Here is an 18,169-nt window from a genome sequence, read left to right as displayed (position 1 = left end):
CCAACGCGCGAGATCGGACACTGCGGAAAGATTGTAAAGGGATCGTCCCGGACGAGCTCTGTCGCTGGGCTCGAGGGCAAGGCTAGGCGACGCCAGCGATGACTGAGCGGCGCCGAGATCGTAGTGAACTCGTCCGGCTTCCACGACCAGGGTCCACCCGGCCAGTCGCGACCATGGATGCCCAGCATTCAGCAGGTCCGTTGCGAGCGGCACGACACGGTCAGCTAGGACGTCCGCCAGAGGCAGCATTCTGACAGCAACACTGCAGGCAAGGTCGACATCGTCCGACGCCATATCTGACCGCGCGGCGTGGAACAGCCGCTCGACGAGCTCGTCGGCCAGAGGCACCCGGGCCGTCGCGACGATGTCCAGAGCGCGCAAAAGGGTGTCTTCACCGTTTCGGCCGTCGACGCCGGCCGCGATGAGACCTCTAACGACCTTGTCTCCGGCCCCTTCCGCAGCCGCGAACCAGAGACCCTCGGTCCATCGGTCGTTCGCAGCGCGAACGGCGACCGCGGCGTCGAGATCCGTCGGAGGCAAACCTGCGATGAAGCGTCCTGCCGCGAATTCCGCGAAGCTCTGATGGACCATGGTGAGAAGAACGGTCGTACCGTGGCTAACCGTCTCCACCAGGCCTATCGCCTCCCAGTAGTGGAGACAGGCGCGCGCCGTGCTTCGTCCCTGAAGAGGAGGAACGGCCAAGGCCGGCGCCAGCTGTTCGCCGATCAGCTTGACCAGGGCGTCCTTGGGCTGAATCGGATCGTCGAGGATCAGCGCACAGAGATGGTCGATCACCTGGTCGAGAACGTCGGTTGTGGCGGGAGCCGGGCCCGCGCGCTCGGGCGGCTCCGCCTGGATCATGGCGAAGATGGCCCGGAAGAGATCGACACGCGAATGGCCGATTGAATGCCCACGACTGATAAGAGCCGCCGCGATACCCAGCATCAACGGGCTGTGCCCGAGCGCCTCACGAATGTGACGGTCCCTGATCAGCTGATCGGGGTCGTCTAGATTGTGAATGACGGTTTCGCCCCCGATCTGGCGAAGGAGGCGTTGAAGGTCGCGACCGCTGTCGCCGCCGGGTGCGCGAACGATTTCATAGTGACGCCAGTTCTCGAGCGGGGCCGGGTCATAGCCGATCGGGCGGCTGCTGGTGATGATGCGCGCACCGGGTCGCCCATGTTGAAACTTGCGCAGCGCCCGCAGGACAGAAGGCTGTGACGAGCCAGCCTCGTCCAGGCCGTCGCATATCAGCACCCAGTCGTCGATTGGTGCGGTCCTCAGGAATTCGGCCGACAAGTGCGACCCGTCCAGCGCCAGCTCGAAGGCGGCCGTCTCGAATGATGATCCGTTCTTCATCGCCGCCGCGATGCGTTTGGCGTCCACGAGAAGTACGGGATAGCCGTCGAGCGCGTAGTTGCGGGCCAGGCGACGAAGAAGCGTGCTCTTTCCCATGCCGGGGCCGGCGATGATGACCGCCTGTCGAAAGAAGCGTCCAACGGAGTCCGCATCGCAGGTCTCACCCTTGGCTCCGGGCCGGGCCGACCAGCCATGGTAGGCGTCGAGGGCAGTCTGAGTGTCTGTGGTGGCAGGAATGGTCTCCGTGGTCATGCGTCATCAAATCTCGAACCAACGCCGCTCTCCTCAAAGAACAGCCTTGAATCACTCAGCACGCGATTTGGGAATCCACTTTGTCCACACCGGCTAGGATGCCCTTCCGACGGGCTTCGCTTTGTCCTGCTGTTGGATCCTGTCGATTGATTACGATCAAACGGCTTGATCCCATGACGGGCTAAGGCCGGGGCATGAGGATTTTCCCATGACACAGGCTGCTACCATCAAAATCGTCTTCTTCGGGCGGCCGGCGGATCGGTTCGGCGGCGAGCGGATGATCGACGGCCCCCAGGGCGGGCTGAGGATGAGCGATCTTCGTCGGCGCATCGCCATAACTGCGGACGGAGGCGATATTCTGCTTGACCCCGCAATCCGGGGCGCGGTCGACGGCGTCGAATGCGATGACGACGCCTGGGTGAGCCCGGGTCAGGAGGCCGCCTTCTTTTCTATCTTTTCTGGAGGCTGAAGGTGCCGCTCGACGTCGAACTGGCGCTCGCTCCCTTCAGTCCAGCCGAGCTTCTGGAGGTCTTTGTCAGAGATCGCCCAGCGGACGGCGCCGTGGTCTCCTTCATCGGTTTGGCGCGAGGGCAGGGGAGGGACGGCGATACCGTGTCTCGACTACAATTGGACTGGTATCCAGGCATGACTGAAAGATCGATGCTCGTGATCGCCCGAGCGGCGCAGGAACGTTTTGAGGTGAGCGATATCCTGGTGCGCCATCGTTGCGGCGAACTGTCGCCTGAGGAACCCATCGTCCTGGTGGCGGTCGCTTCGCCGCATCGTCGGCAAGCCTTTCTCGCTGCGGACTACCTCATGGACCGGCTCAAAACCGAGGCGGCCTTCTGGAAACGAGAACACAAGGCTGGGGGGGCGGCCTGGGTCGAGCCTTCCGCCGCAGACCGGGCCGATCTGGCCCGTTGGAGCTGACATGGCCGGACTAGATCACAATCTTCCCTTCTACGGGCTCAATATCGCCGTGCTGACGGTTTCCGATACGCGAACGCTTGATACCGACACCTCAGGCGGCACTCTGGTGCAGAGATTGACGTCAGCAGGGCATAGACTGGCGGCACGGGCGATCGTCCGGGATGAGGTGACCGACATCCAAGCGGTGATGCGGGCTTGGATCGCCGATCCCGACGTCGACGTTATCCTCAGCACGGGCGGAACCGGGTTCGCTCCTCGCGATGTGACGCCGGAAGCGGTTCGGCCTCTGCTCGATCGCGTGATGGACGGGTTTTCCGTCGTGTTTCACCAGGCCAGTCAGACCACGGTCGGGGTCTCGACCCTACAGTCGCGCGCCTTGGCGGGGCAGGCTGGCGAGACCTTTGTCTTCTGCGTGCCCGGATCAACCGGCGCCTGCAAGGATGCTTGGGATCTCGTTCTCGCCGAGGAGTTGGACAGCCGGTTCCGACCTTGTTCTCTGGTAGGGCAGATACCCCGCTACCGGGGAATATGCCCATGAGCCTCCTGACCCATCTTGATGCGGAAGGGCGCGCGCGCATGGTCGATGTGTCCCACAAGGCGCTGACGCGCCGGAGGGCCGTCGCCACGGGTCTTCTGAGATGCGCTCCCGAAACGCTGACCCTGGTGCGCGAAGGACGCGCGCCCAAGGGGGCGGTGGTGTCCACGGCGGAGATCGCGGGGGTTATGGGGGCGAAGCGGACCGCCGATCTCCTGCCTCTTTGTCATCCCCTTTCGCTTGCTCGGGTCGCCGTGACCATCACGCTCGACGACTCCCTGCCGGGTTTCCGCATTGAGGCCGAAACAGTCACGGTCGGTCAGACAGGCGTGGAGATGGAAGCCCTGACCGCCGTGTCGGTCTCAGCCCTGACCCTCTACGACATGCTCAAGGCGGTTGATCGCGCGATGCTGATCGAGGGGGTGGGGCTTGTGGCCAAGACCGGCGGTGCAAGCGGCGACTGGATCAGGAACGAAGAATGATGCTGGAGTTCGAGACCGCGCTGAAACTGCTCTTGAGCCAGGCCCAGCCGCTGGAAGCGGAAAGGGTTCCGCTTGAGGAGGCTTGCGAGCGAATCCTTGCGTCCGACCTGAAAGCTCTGCGAGCTTCTCCTGCCGCCTCTGTCTCCGCCATGGATGGTTACGCCATTCTGGATCAAGATCTCGGGGCGACCTTGTCTGTGGCGGGCGAGAGCTTCGCAGGGTCGTCGATCCCACCGATGTTAACGGCCGGCACGTGCATGCGAGTGTTCACGGGCGCGCCAGTGCCTCCCAATGCTGACCGCGTGGTGGTTCAGGAGATGGTCGTAAAACGCCCCGAAGGGGCAGCCATGCCGCTGGCCCGCCCGCGGGGCGATCATATCAGGCGAGCGGGCTCGGACTTCACGCCAGGAGAGATTTTGCTGGCTCGAGGCGCTGCGCTCACCCCCCAAGCCATGGTTGCGGCTGCAGCGGCGGATCATGATCGCGTGGAGGTGGTCCGTCGACCTCGAGTGGCCATTCTAGGAACCGGAGACGAGCTGCGTCCGCCCGGCGCGCCGGGCGGCGCTTTATCGGTGCCGGACAGCGTGACCTATGGCGTGATGGGGCTGGTCCAGCGCTACGGCGGCGATGTCTGCATGCGATCGCGCCTTCCGGATCGCCCCGACATCCTGCGTCAGGCCGCCATGGAGGCCGCGGCGATGAGCGACGTCATCGTGGTGACCGGCGGGGCCTCGGTCGGGGAGCGGGATTTCGCGAAGTCGATGTTTGATGACCTCGGCATGGAAATCCTCTTCTCCAAGGTGGCGATCAAGCCGGGCAAGCCGGTGTGGCTGGGTCGAGTTCGCAACGCTCTTGTGGTGGGGCTGCCTGGCAATCCCACCTCCGCCATGGTCACTGCTCGCCTCTTCCTGGCCCCCCTCATTGCGGGCCTGGCCGGGCGTGATCCGCGGTACGCTCTCGACTGGCAGGCGGCGGTGCTGGATGGCGAGACGCCGGAAAGGGGCGAGCGGGATCTGTTTCTGCGAGCTACACGGCGTAACGGTCGGCTGCAGCTGGCGGGAAACCAGGATTCGGGCGCGCAGAAGACCCTGGGACAGTCGGAGGTTCTGGTCTGGCTGCCGCGCGAGGGGACGCGGCACGGTTGCCGGAGCCTGAGGCTGTAACCTTAGAGGGGGCGCCGATCAGGGCGAAGGCAGGAAACGAGGAAACAGGATCTCATTCTCGATGCGCATGTGATCGAGGAGATCCTGATGAAAGACCAGAGCTTCCTCATACAGGCGACGCCAGGTTCCGCAGGCAGAGGCGGGAGGCGTGAACCCTCCCGTCAGCAGTCGTAACGACGCCAACTGTTCTTCCACCTCGGCATGTTCCGCCAACATCCGGGTGATGGGGCCGCCGATCATCGGTGCTCCTCCCGCCAGCATCATCGGAAAGAGAATGCGCTCTTCCTTCTGTTGATGGGTTTCCAGATCCTCGGCGATGACCATGAGCAGTTCGGATAGACCGGTCGGCGCATCTGTCTGTCCTGCGTGCGTCCGTTCCACTCTTTCGGCTAGGGCGATGAGCACTGGCAGTTGGCGGCGATGGGTCTGATGAAAGCGCTCGAGAATATGCTCGATCAATCGGGAGCTCTCCAGAACCCGGAGGCTTTCGTCTGACGGATCATGAGTGACGAAGGGCGAAACGCTCACGAGGGGCTTCCTTTTGCTTTTCGAGAAGGGCCGCAGGCAGGGCAGTCGGGGCGGGCGCTCACCGTGACAGGGACGGTCCGCCAGGACAGGAGGTCGAGCATAAGAAGACATCCCGCTCGGTTTTCGCCAGCTTCGGCCAGGGCTTTGACCGCCGCCGCCGCCGCCAGGGCGCCTGCCACGCCGGTCAGGGCGCCCAGAACGCCTTGGGAGGCGCAGGCGAAGGCTTCGGGGTCGGGTTCAGGATTGAGGCATCTCCAGCACGGGCGCGACCTGAAAAGTCCGACCTGTAAGACCCAAGGGCCTACGGCGGCCGATACGAGGCTCTTGTCCTGGGTCACGCATGCGTCGGAAACCGCCAGGCGCGTGGCGAGATTGTCGGAACCGTCGATCACCATGTCCCAGGCGCCGAGAATGTCTGCGGCGTTGTTCTCGTCGATACGACGATGGATCGGCATGAGCTCAATGTCGCTGTTCAGCCGGCCGAGCCGTTCGGCGGCGGCTGGCGCCTTGTCGTGTCCGATATCGTCCTCCGTGAAGAGGACTTGCCGTTGGAGGTTGGAAAGGCTCACCTGGTCGAAGTCCAGCAGGCCGAGACGGCCGACGCCGGCCGCGGCGAGATAGAGGGCGGCGGGCGCGCCGACCCCGCCGACACCGACGATCAGCACACGCGCCTTCTTGAGCGCCTGTTGGCCGGCGCCTCCTACGTCACGCAGCATGAGGTGGCGGGCGTAACGTTCGACTTCCTGGTCTGAGAATGAGGGCGCCATGTCGGCACCATAGTCGTGCAGCGGTTCGGCGAGATTGATCGAAGACAAACGACGCATGGGCGCGGCGGGATAGGGAAGGCTCAGGAGAATTGCCTTATGTCCACCGCCAGCGCCATGCGCGCCTACAAGGGTCCGGCCCTTTTCAGCTTCGGTTTTCGTCCCTTCTTCCTGTTCGGGTCTTTGTGGGGCGCCCTGGCCGCGCCTCTCTGGGTCTATGTGCTGGCCCACGGCGGCGATCTCTCCGACCGCATTGGTCTGGATTGGCATATTCACGAAATGCTGTTCGGCTATGTGGCCGCGATCGTCGGCGGCTTCCTGTTGACGGCCGTGCCGAACTGGACCGGGCGCTATCCGGTGATCGGCGCCCGACTTGCTGGACTGTTCGCGCTGTGGGCGGCGGGACGGGCGGCCATGCTGCTGCCTGGATTGGATCGCTTGTTGGTTGCGACCATCGACGGCGCCTATCTCCTCGCGCTTTCGGCTGTGATCTGGCGCGAGGTCGTCGCAGGCCGGAACTGGCGGAACCTAGTGGTCGCCCTTGCGATCACCGGATTGGCTGCGAGCAACATCGCCTTCCACCTGCGTCCGGAAGCAATAGGGCTGGACGTCGCCGTCAGAACGGGCTTCGCCGCTGTTGTTTTGTTGCTCGTTCTCATCGGGGGACGGGTGACGCCGAGTTTCACCCGCAACTGGCTTGCCCGGCAAAAACCAGGACGTCTGCCCGCCGCCGCCTCCAGATTCGACGCACTGGTGATCGGCGTCACTAGCCTCGCCCTCGCAGGATGGATCGTGAAGCCTGATCTGGCAGGCGTCGGCCTCGCCCTGGCGGCCGCCGGAGCGCTGAATCTCCTGCGTCTGGCGCGATGGGCGGGATGGAGAACCGCGACCCAGCCGTTGGTTTGGATTCTTCATCTCGGTTATGCGTGGCTGGGCGTGGGACTTGTCTTGCTGGGCCTTGCGGTGATGGGGGCGCCCTTCGCCCCGTCCGCCGGTCTGCATGCGCTGACGGTCGGCGCCATGGGGGTGATGATCCTGGCGGTGACGACCCGCGCGGCTCGCGGCCATACAGGACACGAATTGTCGGCGGGCGCGGGAACCCTGCTTCTCTATGTTCTTATTAACGCTGCGGCGCTCGTGCGTGTCGCGGGCGGATTGTGGTCCGATACCTATGGGCTGGCTCTCATCCTCTCAAGCGGGCTCTGGGCGGCCGCACTGCTCGGTTTCGTGGCTCTATACGGCCCCATGCTTTCGCAGCCACGCCTCAGGAATTGAGCGTCGCTTGCTTTTGATCAAGGCGGCCGGCGCGTTTTGCTTTTAGCCTGCCGACTACCGCTCCGAGCCGCGTGACCTAAAGCCCTTCCATGGTTGCGCGGCCGGGCTCCGAAAGGGGCCGAGGGCGGCCGGGGAAACCCGCCCGCCTCCCATGTTCTGGAAAGGAGCTTCTCCAATGGCCGCTTCCGGGCCTCAAGCTATCGACGGTTTCGGCCGCCGCTTCCGATATCTTCGTCTGTCGGTCACCGAGGTCTGCAACTTCCGGTGCGACTACTGCCTGCCCAACGGTTATCGGAAAACCCCCGGGGCTTCCTTCCTGACGCTTATGGAGGTGAGGCGGCTGACCCAGGCTTTCGCGCGTCTGGGCCTGACCAAGATCCGCCTGACGGGCGGTGAGCCGACGGTGCGACGGGATTTTACCGAAATCGTCGCCGCCATCGCCGCCCAGGAGGAAATCCGCAAGGTTGCGGTCACGACCAACGGCTGGAATCTCGAGAAGTGCGTGCAGGACTGGCGCGACGCAGGCTTAACCCACGTGAATGTCAGCGTGGATTCGCTGGATCGGGATGTCTTTCAGCGCATCACCGGACATGACCGGCTCCCCGCCGTGCTTCGGGGCCTGGACCTGGCCATGGAGGCGGGGTTCCAGTCGGTGAAGGTAAATGCTGTTCTACTGCGGGGGTCCATCGAGCAGGAGCTCGAGCGGTGGGCGGACCACGTCGCTGATCGTGCCCTTTCAGTGCGTTTCATCGAACTCATGCGTACGGGAGACAACGCCGACTATTTCGCCCGCAATCACATCGGCGGCCAGGTGGTGCGGGACTGGCTGGCGCAGCACGGATGGACGCCGCGCATCCGGGAGGCCGACGCCGGTCCCGCCACCGAATACGTCAGTCCGGATCATCGCGGCTTGATCGGCCTGATCGCGCCCTACGACGCCGGCTTCTGCGACGGATGCAACCGACTGCGGGTGACAGCCCGGGGAAAGCTGCGTCTGTGTCTCTTCGGAGAGGGGGGAGTGGATCTGCGGCCCTATCTTTCGGAGGAGGTCGAAATGGACGCGCTTGTCGAGCAGGTCGCTTCAGCCCTCGGCGCCAAACCGCGCGCTCACGCGCTGCATCAGGGAAATTTCGGCGATACGCCGAACCTGGCCGCCTTCGGCGGCTGAGCGCCGCCTCCTTCTTCTTCAGTGTCGGTCGACCAGGTTTCGGACGCCGCCTTGCCAGCAGGATGCAAGGCGGCAGGCGCATGATTGTCGATAAGGGCTGACGGGCGCGCAAGGCGTTTCAGCGCCCGCGGACGTTCAAAGGAGATCTGGGCGCCCCGGACGTGCACGCCGTAATCGGACAGTTGTGCGAAGGCGCGTGAGAGATTTTCGGGCGTCATCCCCAATAGAGAGGCGAGCACGCGCTTTTCGTGAGGAAGGATGATCCGCGCCTCATTCTGCTGGCGCGCGCACTGAGCCAGAAGATAGTTGGCGAGCCGTTCAACCCCGCCGCGCAGCTTCTGGGCCTTCACCGTGCGGACCACGCCGCGATAGCAGCCGGCAAGTTCCTGAATGACTGCGAAACCGAAATCGGCGTCTTGGCGCGCGGTGCGCCTCAAAGCTTCTCCCGACAGCATCAGGATCTGGGAAGGTTCCAGAGTCCGCGCCGACATCAGGGCCTGGGCCTCAAGCATGACGGCCGCGAGGATGAAGGTCGAAACAGGCCGCAGCACGGCCAGGGTTGATTCCTTCTCCTTCCAACTGCCCTGCAGTTCTACTGAACCGCTGAGCAGGACATAGAGAAAGTCGACGGGGTCGCCTTCCATGAGGAGTGTGGTTCCGGCCGGGAAGCGCTGCAGAAAGGCGCCCGCCGTGGCGTCTCTAAAGACGGCGGGCGACGCTCCCATAAACAGGGGCAGTGCGCGAATACGGTCTAGGTCGGCCGGACGGATAGGCATGGCGCAAGAAGACCATGACGCACGCCGGGTCGGATTGATCAGAATCAAACGCGGCGTCGCCTAGGCGCGTGCATTGCGCGTAATGATTGTCAGTCGCGATTGCCCACGACGCCGATGTGGTTTTTTGCGCTGAATCGACACGCGTCTAGGTCCGACTTGATCAAAAGCAAGTCGAGGCCGCCGCTCCTGGCGCACATCACCTGCACGGAGTCCTGCTCCGGTTTCGCAGAGGGCGTGATGGCTCGACCAGTGCAAATGACGAAGTCGGCCGGGGGCGAGGCGCCCGGAGCATGGCGCACTCTGTGGCTTAGCACCCTGGGATTCACTACCTGTTTCGCTGTCTGGACGATCTTTTCCATCATCGGCATCCAGATAAAGGCGGACCTGGGCCTGTCCGAGACCCAGTTCGGCCTGCTGGTCGGCGCGCCGATCCTGACCGGATCCCTGAGCCGGGTTCTGCTGGGGGTTTGGGCCGAGCAGTTCGGCGGGCGCAAGGTCAATCTGATCGTCGGCGTCCTGGCGGCGGGGGCGACCTTTCTCCTGGCTCAGGCGAGCACCTATCCGCAGTTCCTGGCTGCGGCCTTGGCGCTGGGCCTCGCGGGGGGCGCCTTCTCGGTCGGCGTGACCTATGTCTCGAAATTCTTCGGACCGTCGCGCCAGGGCATGGCCCTGGGCGTGTTCGGGGCGGGCAATGTAGGCTCGGCCGTCACCAAGTTCGCCGCGCCCTTCGTCATGGTGGCTTTCGGTTGGCAGGCCGTGGCCCAGATTTGGGCTGCTGCCCTGCTGATCATCAGCCTGATCGTATTTCTTCTGACTCGCGACGACCCTGTTACGGTTGCCCGTCGCGCTTCGGGAGAGAAGGCGCCAGCGACCTGGCTGCAGCTTTCGCCGCTCAAGAGCCCGAGAGTCTGGCGCTTCTCACTCTATTACTTCTTCGTTTTTGGCGGCTTCGTCGCCCTGGCCTTGTGGCTGCCGCGCTATCTGACCGGCGCCTACGGTCTGGATATCAAGACCGCCGGCATGGTCGCGGCGGCCTATTCGATCCCAGGATCGCTATTCCGAATCTTCGGCGGATGGCTGTCGGATCGCGTGGGCGCCCGCAAGGTCATGTATCTGACCTTCGTCATCAGCGTGGTCTGCACCTTCATCCTGTCCTACCCGCCGACCCAGTATGAGGTGGCTGGCCTGAACGGGCCGATCCGTTTCAGCCTGGCGCTGAGCCTTCCAGGCTTCATCGCCCTGGTCTTCCTGTTGGGCTTCGCCATGAGCCTCGGCAAGGCTGCGGTCTACAAGCACATCCCCGTCTACTATCCAGACCACATCGGTTCGGTCGGCGGCCTGGTGGGGATGATCGGCGGCCTGGGCGGCTTCGTCCTGCCGATCGCCTTCGGCGCCCTGAACGATTGGACCGCCATCGGCTCAAGCTGCTTCATGCTGCTCTTCCTGCTCGTCGCCGTAGCCCTGGCCTGGATGCATCTGGCGGTGCGGCGAATGGAACACGCCCACAATCCTCAGCTGGCCGGCTTGCCGGCTTTCCCCGAGCTGGACGGCCTCGATGGCCGCTCGGCGCGATAGGAGCATTCCCTCATGTCCCGACGACATGTTCTGACCGACTGGCGCCCGGAAGATCCGGCTTTCTGGGCCGAAAAGGGCAAGCGCATCGCCCGGCGCAACCTCTGGATCTCGATTCCCAACCTCCTGATCGGCTTCGCCGTCTGGATGCTCTGGTCCACTGCCGTGACAAGGCTGCCCCAGGCCGGGTTCGAGTTCTCGACCGAGCAACGTTTCTGGCTGACCGCCTTGCCAGCCCTGTCGGGAGCTACCCTGCGCATCTTCTACAGCTTCATGGTGCCGATTTTCGGCGGGCGGCTGTGGACCACTCTGACGACCTTGAGCTTGCTCGTCCCCGTGGTGGGAATGGGCGTGGCGGTGCAGCACGTCGAAACGCCTTATTGGGTCTTCGTGGCTCTGTCGTTGTCGTGCGGCCTGGGCGGGGCGGTTTTCGCCTCGTCCATGTCCAACATCGCCTTCTTCTTCCCCAAGGCGGAAAAGGGCAACGCCCTGGCGCTGAACGCGGGGCTCGGAAACCTCGGGGTCAGCGCTCTGCAGTTGCTGGCGCCTATCGTGGTCGGCGTGGCCTTTTTCGGTCCGCTCGGCGGCCCGCCCCAGGTCTTCGTCGAGAATGGCGTGGAGCACCGGATCTGGCTGCAGCACGCGCCGCTGATGTGGGCGCCCCTGATCGTGATCGGCGCGGCCCTGGCCTGGTTCGGCATGAACGACGTGGCCTCTGCGCGCGCCTCCTTTCGCGAACAGTCGGTGGTGTTCAAGCGCAAGCACAACTGGTTGATGTGCTACCTCTACATCGGCACCTTCGGCTCCTTCATCGGCTTTTCGGCGGCCTTCCCTCTGCTGGGCAAGACCCTGTTTCCCGATGTGAACATCCTGCAGATCGCCTTCCTGGGGCCGCTGGTCGGCGCCGCGTCCCGCGCCCTGACCGGCTGGATCTCGGATCGCTGGGGCGGCCAGCACGTGACGCAGTGGGTTTTCCTGTCGCTGATCTTGGGGGTCATCGGCTTACTGCACAGCCTTGGAACCTGGGGCGGCGCGCCTAGCTTCCCCGCCTTCTTCGCCAGCTTCCTGTGGCTCTTCTTCTGGACGGGGGTGGGCAACGCCTCGACCTTCCAGATGATCCCAGGCCTCATGCGGCTTGAGATGGCGCGTCTGATGCCGACCGCCGCCGCCAGTGAGCGTTTGAAGGCCGCTGAGCTGGAATCCGCCGCCATCATCGGCTTCGCCTCGGCCATCGGCGCCTATGGCGGATTCTTCATTCCGCTGGGTTTCGCCACCTCCATGGGCGTCTTCGGCGGGCCCACGGTGGCGCTCTATATCTTCATGACCTTCTACGCGACCTGCCTGGTCGTGAACTGGGCCTTCTATGCGAGGCCGAGGTCGATCCTGAACAATCTTGAAAAGAAGGTGGCCTGAGCATGAGCCATACCCTCGATCGTCTCGCTTTCTTCAAGAGAAAGACTGAGCTCTTCTCAGGTCGGCACGGCGTCATGACCGATGACGACCGCAAGTGGGAGGAATCCTATCGGAACCGCTGGCGTCACGACAAGATCGTGCGGTCGACCCATGGCGTGAACTGTACGGGCTCCTGTTCGTGGAAGATTCACGTCAAGAGCGGCATCGTCACATGGGAGACTCAACAAACCGATTATCCCCGCACCCGCGCCGGCCTGCCCAACCATGAGCCGCGGGGCTGCGCGCGGGGCGCTAGCTACAGCTGGTATCTGTATTCAGCCAACCGCGTGAAATATCCGCTGGTCCGTGGTCGCCTGCTGCGCCAATGGCGTGAGGCGCGCCGCACCCTGGCGCCGGTGGCCGCCTGGGCCTCGATCCAAAACGATCCGGCCAAGCGCGCCGACTATGTGAAGATGCGCGGCGCCGGCGGCTTCGTCCGCGCGACCTGGGACGAGGTCAACGAGCTGATCGCGGCGGCCAACGCCCACACCGTCAAGGCCTGGGGCCCTGACCGCGTGTTCGGCTTCTCGCCCATCCCGGCCATGTCCATGCTCTCCTACGCCGCCGGCGCGCGCTATCTGCAGCTTCTGGGCGGAGTCTGCGGCTCCTTCTACGACTGGTATTGCGACCTGCCGCCAGCCTCGCCCCAGACCTGGGGCGAGCAGACTGACGTGCCGGAATCGGCGGACTGGTACAACTCCAGCTTCATGCTGCTGTGGGGCTCCAACGTTCCGCAGACCCGCACGCCCGACGCCCACTTCTACACCGAGGCCCGCTATCGCGGCGCCAAGTCGGTGGTCATCTGCCCCGATTATTCCGAGGCGTCCAAATTCGCCGACCTGTGGCTGGCGGTGAAGCAGGGGACGGACGCGGCCCTGGGCATGGCGTTCGGCCATGTCATCCTCAAGGAGTTCTATGTCGAGCGCGAGACCTCCTACTTCAAGGATTATGTCCGTCAGTATTCGGACCTGCCCATGCTGGTGCGGCTGGTCCCGCAGGACGGCGGCTATGTGGCCGAGCGCATGCTGCGAGCCTCCGACTTCGTCGACGATCTGGGCCAGGCCAACAACCCCGACTGGAAGACGGTGGCTCTCGACGAGATCAGCGGAGACGTGGTCGCGCCGAACGGCTCCATCGGCTTCCGTTGGGGAGAGGATGGGCGCTGGAATCTGGAGGAGCGCGAGGCCGAGGGGCGTGAGACGCGCCTGCGCCTGGGGCTGAAAGGGGTTCATGATGAGGTGGTGGGCGTACGCTTCCCCTATTTCGCCAACACCGCCTCCAACGGCTTCGCCTCGAGCGATCACCCCGACGTCCTGACCCGCAACGTCCCGGTGCGGAAGATGGCGCTGAAGGAGGGGGAGACGCTGGTGGCCAGCGTCTATGACCTGTTCCTCGCCAACTACGGCGTCGATCAGGGCTTCGGCGGCGAGCACATGCCGCGCGACCATGATGATCCGGAACCGTATTCCCCAGCCTGGGCGGAACAGATGACCTCTGTGCCGCGCGACCAGATCCTGGCCGTGGCGAGAGGCTTCGCCGGCAACGCCGAAAAGACCAACGGCAAGTCCATGGTGATCATCGGCGCGGCCATGAACCACTGGTTCCACATGGACATGAACTATCGCGCCGTCATCAACATGCTGGTGATGTGCGGCTGCGTCGGTCAGTCGGGCGGGGGCTGGGCCCACTACGTCGGCCAGGAGAAGCTGCGTCCGCAGAGCGGCTGGGCGCCGGTCGCCTTCGCCCTCGACTGGATCCGGCCGCCGCGCCAGCAGAACGCGACCTCCTTCTTCTACGCCCACACCGGCCAGTACCGCTATGAGACGGTGTCGCCGCAGGAGATTCTGTCGCCCACCGCGCCGGCCGGCGACTGGTCCGGTTCGTTGATCGACTTCAACGTGCGCGCTGAGCGCATGGGCTGGCTGCCATCTACGCCGGCCTTGAAGACCAATTCTCTGGATGTGGTCCGCGCAGCCGAAAGCGAGGGCGTCGATCCGGTCGCCTATGCGGTTCGGACGCTCAAGGACCGCTCGCTTGAGATGTCCTGCATGGACCCTGAGGATCCGGCCAACTGGCCGCGCAACATGTTCATCTGGCGCTCCAACCTGCTGGGATCGTCAGGCAAGGGCCACGAGTACTTCCTCAAGCACCTGCTGGGCGCCGACCACGGGGTCCAGGGCAAGGACCTGGGCGAGGACGGCAAGGTCAAGCCGCAGGATGTGCGCTGGCGCGACGCCACGACGGAAGGCAAGCTGGATCTGCTGGTGACGCTGGACTTCCGCATGTCCACCACCGCCGTCTATTCCGACATCGTCCTGCCGACCGCTACCTGGTACGAGAAGCACGATCTCAACACCTCGGACATGCACCCCTTCATCCACCCCCTGACGGCGGCGGTGGACCCGGCCTGGGAGGCGCGGTCCGACTGGGACATTTTCCGAGGCCTGGCCAAGACCTTCTCCGAGGTCTGCCCTGAGGTGCTCGGCGTCGAGAAGGATCTGGTCCTCACCCCGATCCAGCACGACAGCCCCGGCGAGCTGGCCCAGGCCTTCGAGGTCAAGGACTGGTGGAAGGGCGAATGTGAGCCCGTGCCCGGCCGGACCATGCCCGTCATGACCGTGGTCGAGAGGGACTACCCCAACCTCTACAAGCAGTTCACCTCGGTCGGGCCGCTGATGAATACGGTCGGCAACGGCGGCAAGGGGCTGAAGTGGAACACCGATCATGAGGTGGCGGCGCTCAAGGCCCTGAACGGCGAGGTGCGGGAAGAGGGGGTGTCGCATGGCCTGGCCCGCATGGAGACCGCTATCGAGGCGGCCGAGGCGGTGCTGATGATGGCGCCCGAAACCAACGGCGAGGTGGCGGTGAAGTCGTGGGCGGCGCTCTCGCGCTTCACGGGCCGCGACCACACCCACCTGGCTCTGCCCAAGGAAGATGAGAAGATCCGCTTCCACGACATCGTGGCCCAGCCGCGCAAGATCATCTCTTCGCCCATCTGGTCAGGGCTGGAGTCCGAACACGTCTGCTACACCGCCAACTACACCAATGTGCACGAGCGCGTGCCGTGGCGAACTCTGTCGGGGCGTCAGCAGCTGTATCAGGACCACCCCTGGATGCGCGCCTTTGGCGAGGCCCTGTGCGTCTATCGTCCGCCGCTGGACCTGAAGACCACTTGGGTCAAGGGCATGAAGCCCAACGGCGAGAATGAGGTCGTGCTGAACTTCATTACGCCGCACCAGAAATGGGGCATCCACTCGACCTATTCCGACAACCTGCTGATGCTGACGCTGAACCGCGGCGGGCCGGTGATCTGGATCTCGGAGATCGACGCTCAAAAGGCGGGAATCGTCGACAATGACTGGGTCGAGCTGTTCAACGCCAACGGCGCCATCTCGGCGCGGGCGGTGGTGTCTCAGCGCATCCGTGAAGGCACGACCTTCATGTATCACGCTCAGGAAAAGATCGTGAACACGCCGGGGTCTGAGATCACGGGCCGGCGCGGGGGCATCCACAATTCTGTGACGCGGATCGTGCCCAAGCCGACGCACATGATCGGCGGATACGCCCAGCTTGCCTATGGCTTCAACTATTACGGCACGGTCGGTTCGAACCGCGATGAGTTCGTCGTCCTGCGCAAGATGAGAACGGTGGACTGGCTCGAAGAGCCCCGTTCGGACAAGGAGAACGTCTGATGAAGGTCCGCGCCCAGATCGGCATGGTGCTGAACCTCGACAAATGTATCGGGTGTCACACCTGTTCGGTGACCTGCAAGAACGTCTGGACCAGCCGCGACGGTGTCGAATACGCCTGGTTCAATAACGTCGAGACCAAGCCCGGCGTCGGCTATCCTAAGGACTGGGAGAACCAGGGCCGCTGGAACGGGGGATGGGAGCGCGCCCGCAACGGTCGCATCCGCCCCCGCATGGGCCCCAAGTGGCGGATCCTGGCCAACATCTTCGCCAACCCAGACCTGCCCGAGATCGACGACTACTACGAACCGTTCGACATGGACTACGCCCATCTTCAGGAAGCTCCTGAGATGAAGCACTTCCCCACGGCGCGCCCGCGTTCGAAGATTTCCGGCGAGCGGATGGAGAAGATCGAGTGGGGACCGAACTGGGAAGAAATACTGGGCGGCGAGTTCTCCAAGCGGTCCAAGGACTACAACTTCGCGGGCGTTGAGAAGGAGATCTACGGAGCCTTCGAAAACACCTTCATGATGTATCTGCCCCGGCTGTGCGAGCACTGTCTGAACCCCACCTGCGTGGCCGCCTGTCCCTCGGGCGCCATCTACAAGCGTGAGGAGGACGGGGTCGTCCTGATCGATCAGGAGAAGTGCCGCGGCTGGCGCATGTGCGTCTCGGCCTGCCCCTACAAGAAGATCTATTACAACTGGGAATCCGGAAAGTCGGAGAAGTGCACCTTCTGCTACCCCCGGATCGAGGCGGGCATGCCCACGGTCTGTTCCGAGACCTGCGTGGGGCGCATCCGCTATCTGGGCGTGATGCTGTATGACGCCGACCGTATCGAGGCGGCGGCCAGCGTCGATGAGAAGGACCTCTACCAGGCTCAGCTCGATGTCTTCCTGGACCCGAACGACCCGGCGGTGATCGCCCAAGCACGGGCCGACGGCGTTCCTGACGCCTGGCTGGCGGCGGCGCAGCGCAGTCCGGTCTGGAAGATGGCGATGGACTGGAAGGTCGCCTTCCCGCTGCACCCCGAATACCGGACGCTGCCCATGGTCTGGTACGTGCCGCCGCTGTCCCCGATCCAGTCAGCGGCTTCAGCCGGCGCGCTGGAAATCGACCAGGAGATGCCTGACGTCAGATCCTTGAGGATTCCGGTGCGGTATTTGGCGAACATGCTGACCGCCGGCGTCGAGGAACCCGTCGTAACCGCTCTGGAGCGCATGCTGGCGATGCGCGCCTTCATGCGCGGCAAGACCGTCGACGGCCGGATCGACCACGCCCTGGCCGAACGGGTGGGGCTGAGCGCCGCCCAGATCGACGACATGTACCGCATCATGGCCATCGCCGATTACGAGGATCGCTTCGTCATCCCGACCAATCATCGCGAGACGGGCGAGGACGCTTTCGACCTGCGCGGCTCCTGCGGCTTCACCTTCGGCAACGGCTGTTCCGGCGGGACGACGGAATACGGCCTGTTCGGCCGGGTCAAGAAAACACGTCCCCGCAATCCGATGGAGGTGGAATGATGTCCGCGACCTATAGCGCGCTGGGGCGGCTGCTGACCTATCCCGGCGCGGAACTGCAGGCGTCCGCCGATGAGCTGGCGGCCGTGATCCGCGCCGAGGGCCGGGTTCCGGTCCGCATCCAGAAGGCCCTGAACCGTCTCGTCGAGGATCTGAAAGGCGGGGACATCTACAGTCTGCAGGAGCAGTACGTTGATCTGTTCGATCGGTCTCGCTCCCTGTCCCTGAACCTCTATGAGCATGTTCACGGCGAGAGCCGGGACCGGGGCGAGGCGATGGCGGGATTGCTGGAGCTCTATCGCAGCGAAGGGCTGGAACTGGCGACGTCGGAACTGCCGGATCACCTGCCGGTCTTCCTGGAGTTTCTCTCGCTTCTGCCTGCGGATCGTGCGGCTTCCCTCCTGGGTGAAGCGGCCCATGTGCTGGAGGCGATCGGCGAGAGGCTGCACAGGCGCGGCAGCTCCTATCGCTCGGTGTTCGGCGCCCTGGCCGCGCTGGCCGGCGCGGCGGATGCGGCGGCCGTCGCCGCCCTGCTCAGCGAGCCCGATCCCGATCCCGATGATCTCACGGCTCTCGATGAGGCCTGGGAGGACACGCCTGTCACCTTCGGCCCGGACGATGTCGGCTGCCCCAAGGCCGACGCCTTGGTTGCGGCGATGAACACGCCATCCGCCCAACGGCCCAGCGCGGCTTGAAGGAGG

General features: G+C 64.3%; 16 protein-coding genes and 1 riboswitch. Of the genes, 12 read left to right on the top strand and 4 right to left on the bottom strand.

Translation table 11 applies throughout. The features are described from left to right. The coding region (locus EGK63_RS15440; protein ID WP_207896404.1) for an NACHT domain-containing NTPase at positions 1-1,611 on the bottom strand (1,611 nt) is incomplete at its 3' end. Between the two features lie 208 nt (positions 1,612-1,819). Between EGK63_RS15440 and EGK63_RS15435 the strand changes: the two genes are divergently transcribed. From EGK63_RS15435 to EGK63_RS15415, 5 genes are read left to right on the top strand one after another with little or no spacing between them, the layout of a single operon-like run. Beyond that, positions 1,820-2,080, top strand: coding sequence for a MoaD/ThiS family protein (locus EGK63_RS15435; protein ID WP_125902209.1), 261 nt, complete (start codon positions 1,820-1,822; stop codon positions 2,078-2,080). 2 nt (positions 2,081-2,082) lie between these two features. Further along, positions 2,083-2,541, top strand: a complete 459-nt coding sequence (locus tag EGK63_RS15430; RefSeq protein WP_088409839.1) for a molybdenum cofactor biosynthesis protein MoaE — start codon at positions 2,083-2,085, stop codon at positions 2,539-2,541. Between the two features lies 1 nt (position 2,542). After that, positions 2,543-3,079, top strand: coding sequence for a molybdenum cofactor biosynthesis protein B (moaB, locus tag EGK63_RS15425; RefSeq protein ID WP_125902208.1), 537 nt, complete (start codon positions 2,543-2,545; stop codon positions 3,077-3,079). Beyond that, positions 3,076-3,558: a cyclic pyranopterin monophosphate synthase MoaC gene (gene moaC / locus EGK63_RS15420; protein ID WP_125902207.1), complete on the top strand. Its 483-nt coding sequence runs from the start codon at positions 3,076-3,078 to the stop codon at positions 3,556-3,558. Before moaB ends, moaC begins: the two co-directional genes overlap by 4 nt. Next, on the top strand, positions 3,555-4,721 hold the full coding sequence (locus tag EGK63_RS15415; RefSeq protein WP_125902206.1) for a molybdopterin molybdotransferase MoeA: 1,167 nt from the start codon (positions 3,555-3,557) through the stop codon (positions 4,719-4,721). The genes moaC and EGK63_RS15415 overlap by 4 nt, the downstream gene beginning before the upstream one ends. Positions 4,722-4,739: 18 nt before the next feature. Here EGK63_RS15415 and EGK63_RS15410 read toward each other — a convergent pair whose 3' ends face one another. After that, positions 4,740-5,180 carry a hemerythrin domain-containing protein gene (locus tag EGK63_RS15410; protein ID WP_207896403.1) on the bottom strand — a complete coding sequence of 147 codons (441 nt, stop codon included), beginning with the start codon at positions 5,178-5,180 and terminating at the stop codon, positions 4,740-4,742. Between the two features lie 65 nt (positions 5,181-5,245). Continuing rightward, entirely contained in the window at positions 5,246-6,073 is an 828-nt protein-coding gene (locus tag EGK63_RS15405; RefSeq protein WP_371413037.1) for a ThiF family adenylyltransferase, read from the bottom strand. Positions 6,074-6,112: 39 nt separating this feature from the next. On the opposite strand from EGK63_RS15405, the gene EGK63_RS15400 reads away from it, so the two are divergent. Together EGK63_RS15400 and moaA are read left to right on the top strand one after the other, a co-directional pair. Then, entirely contained in the window at positions 6,113-7,288 is a 1,176-nt protein-coding gene (locus EGK63_RS15400; RefSeq protein WP_125902204.1) for an NnrS family protein, read from the top strand. A 48-nt stretch (positions 7,289-7,336) separates the two neighbouring features. Beyond that, positions 7,337-7,471, top strand: a riboswitch (molybdenum cofactor riboswitch). Beyond that, on the top strand, positions 7,464-8,456 hold the full coding sequence (gene moaA, locus EGK63_RS15395) for a GTP 3',8-cyclase MoaA (protein WP_125902203.1): 993 nt from the start codon (positions 7,464-7,466) through the stop codon (positions 8,454-8,456). It overlaps the preceding riboswitch by 8 nt. On the opposite strand, the gene EGK63_RS15390 is transcribed toward moaA, so the two are convergent. Then, positions 8,408-9,280, bottom strand: coding sequence for a cyclic nucleotide-binding domain-containing protein (locus EGK63_RS15390; protein ID WP_243637726.1), 873 nt, complete (start codon positions 9,278-9,280; stop codon positions 8,408-8,410). The genes moaA and EGK63_RS15390 overlap by 49 nt on opposite strands. Positions 9,281-9,487: 207 nt before the next feature. On the opposite strand from EGK63_RS15390, the gene EGK63_RS16645 reads away from it, so the two are divergent. From EGK63_RS16645 to narJ, 5 genes are read left to right on the top strand one after another with little or no spacing between them, the layout of a single operon-like run. Continuing rightward, a complete protein-coding gene (locus EGK63_RS16645) occupies positions 9,488-10,807 on the top strand; it encodes a nitrate/nitrite transporter (RefSeq protein WP_207896402.1) in 1,320 nt (439 codons plus the stop codon). Between the two features lie 12 nt (positions 10,808-10,819). Next, positions 10,820-12,217, top strand: a complete 1,398-nt coding sequence (locus EGK63_RS16640) for an MFS transporter (RefSeq protein WP_167493305.1) — start codon at positions 10,820-10,822, stop codon at positions 12,215-12,217. 2 nt (positions 12,218-12,219) lie between these two features. Beyond that, positions 12,220-15,948 carry a nitrate reductase subunit alpha gene (locus tag EGK63_RS15380; protein ID WP_125902201.1) on the top strand — a complete coding sequence of 1,243 codons (3,729 nt, stop codon included), beginning with the start codon at positions 12,220-12,222 and terminating at the stop codon, positions 15,946-15,948. After that, positions 15,948-17,471 carry a nitrate reductase subunit beta gene (narH, locus tag EGK63_RS15375; RefSeq protein WP_088409831.1) on the top strand — a complete coding sequence of 508 codons (1,524 nt, stop codon included), beginning with the start codon at positions 15,948-15,950 and terminating at the stop codon, positions 17,469-17,471. The genes EGK63_RS15380 and narH overlap by 1 nt, the downstream gene beginning before the upstream one ends. Then, positions 17,471-18,163, top strand: a complete 693-nt coding sequence (narJ, locus tag EGK63_RS15370) for a nitrate reductase molybdenum cofactor assembly chaperone (protein ID WP_125902200.1) — start codon at positions 17,471-17,473, stop codon at positions 18,161-18,163. The genes narH and narJ overlap by 1 nt, the downstream gene beginning before the upstream one ends. The last annotated feature ends 6 nt before the right edge of the window (positions 18,164-18,169 follow it).

It is taken from the genome of Brevundimonas sp. 357 (genome assembly GCF_003938605.1).
Classification (GTDB): domain Bacteria; phylum Pseudomonadota; class Alphaproteobacteria; order Caulobacterales; family Caulobacteraceae; genus Brevundimonas.
Note: the sequence above shows the minus strand (reverse complement) of the source record. Positions and strands in the feature narration are given on the sequence as shown.

Coding starts and splice junctions, on each gene's coding strand:
- EGK63_RS15435 (WP_125902209.1), top strand. CDS start 1,820: ATGACACAGGCTGCTACCATCAAAATCGTCTTCTTCGGGCGGCCGGCG.
- moaB (WP_125902208.1), top strand. CDS start 2,543: ATGGCCGGACTAGATCACAATCTTCCCTTCTACGGGCTCAATATCGCC.
- moaC (WP_125902207.1), top strand. CDS start 3,076: ATGAGCCTCCTGACCCATCTTGATGCGGAAGGGCGCGCGCGCATGGTC.
- EGK63_RS15415 (WP_125902206.1), top strand. CDS start 3,555: ATGATGCTGGAGTTCGAGACCGCGCTGAAACTGCTCTTGAGCCAGGCC.
- EGK63_RS15405 (WP_371413037.1), bottom strand. CDS start 6,073: ATGCGTCGTTTGTCTTCGATCAATCTCGCCGAACCGCTGCACGACTAT.
- EGK63_RS15400 (WP_125902204.1), top strand. CDS start 6,113: ATGTCCACCGCCAGCGCCATGCGCGCCTACAAGGGTCCGGCCCTTTTC.
- moaA (WP_125902203.1), top strand. CDS start 7,464: ATGGCCGCTTCCGGGCCTCAAGCTATCGACGGTTTCGGCCGCCGCTTC.
- EGK63_RS16645 (WP_207896402.1), top strand. CDS start 9,488: ATGACGAAGTCGGCCGGGGGCGAGGCGCCCGGAGCATGGCGCACTCTG.
- EGK63_RS16640 (WP_167493305.1), top strand. CDS start 10,820: ATGTCCCGACGACATGTTCTGACCGACTGGCGCCCGGAAGATCCGGCT.
- EGK63_RS15380 (WP_125902201.1), top strand. CDS start 12,220: ATGAGCCATACCCTCGATCGTCTCGCTTTCTTCAAGAGAAAGACTGAG.
- narH (WP_088409831.1), top strand. CDS start 15,948: ATGAAGGTCCGCGCCCAGATCGGCATGGTGCTGAACCTCGACAAATGT.
- narJ (WP_125902200.1), top strand. CDS start 17,471: ATGTCCGCGACCTATAGCGCGCTGGGGCGGCTGCTGACCTATCCCGGC.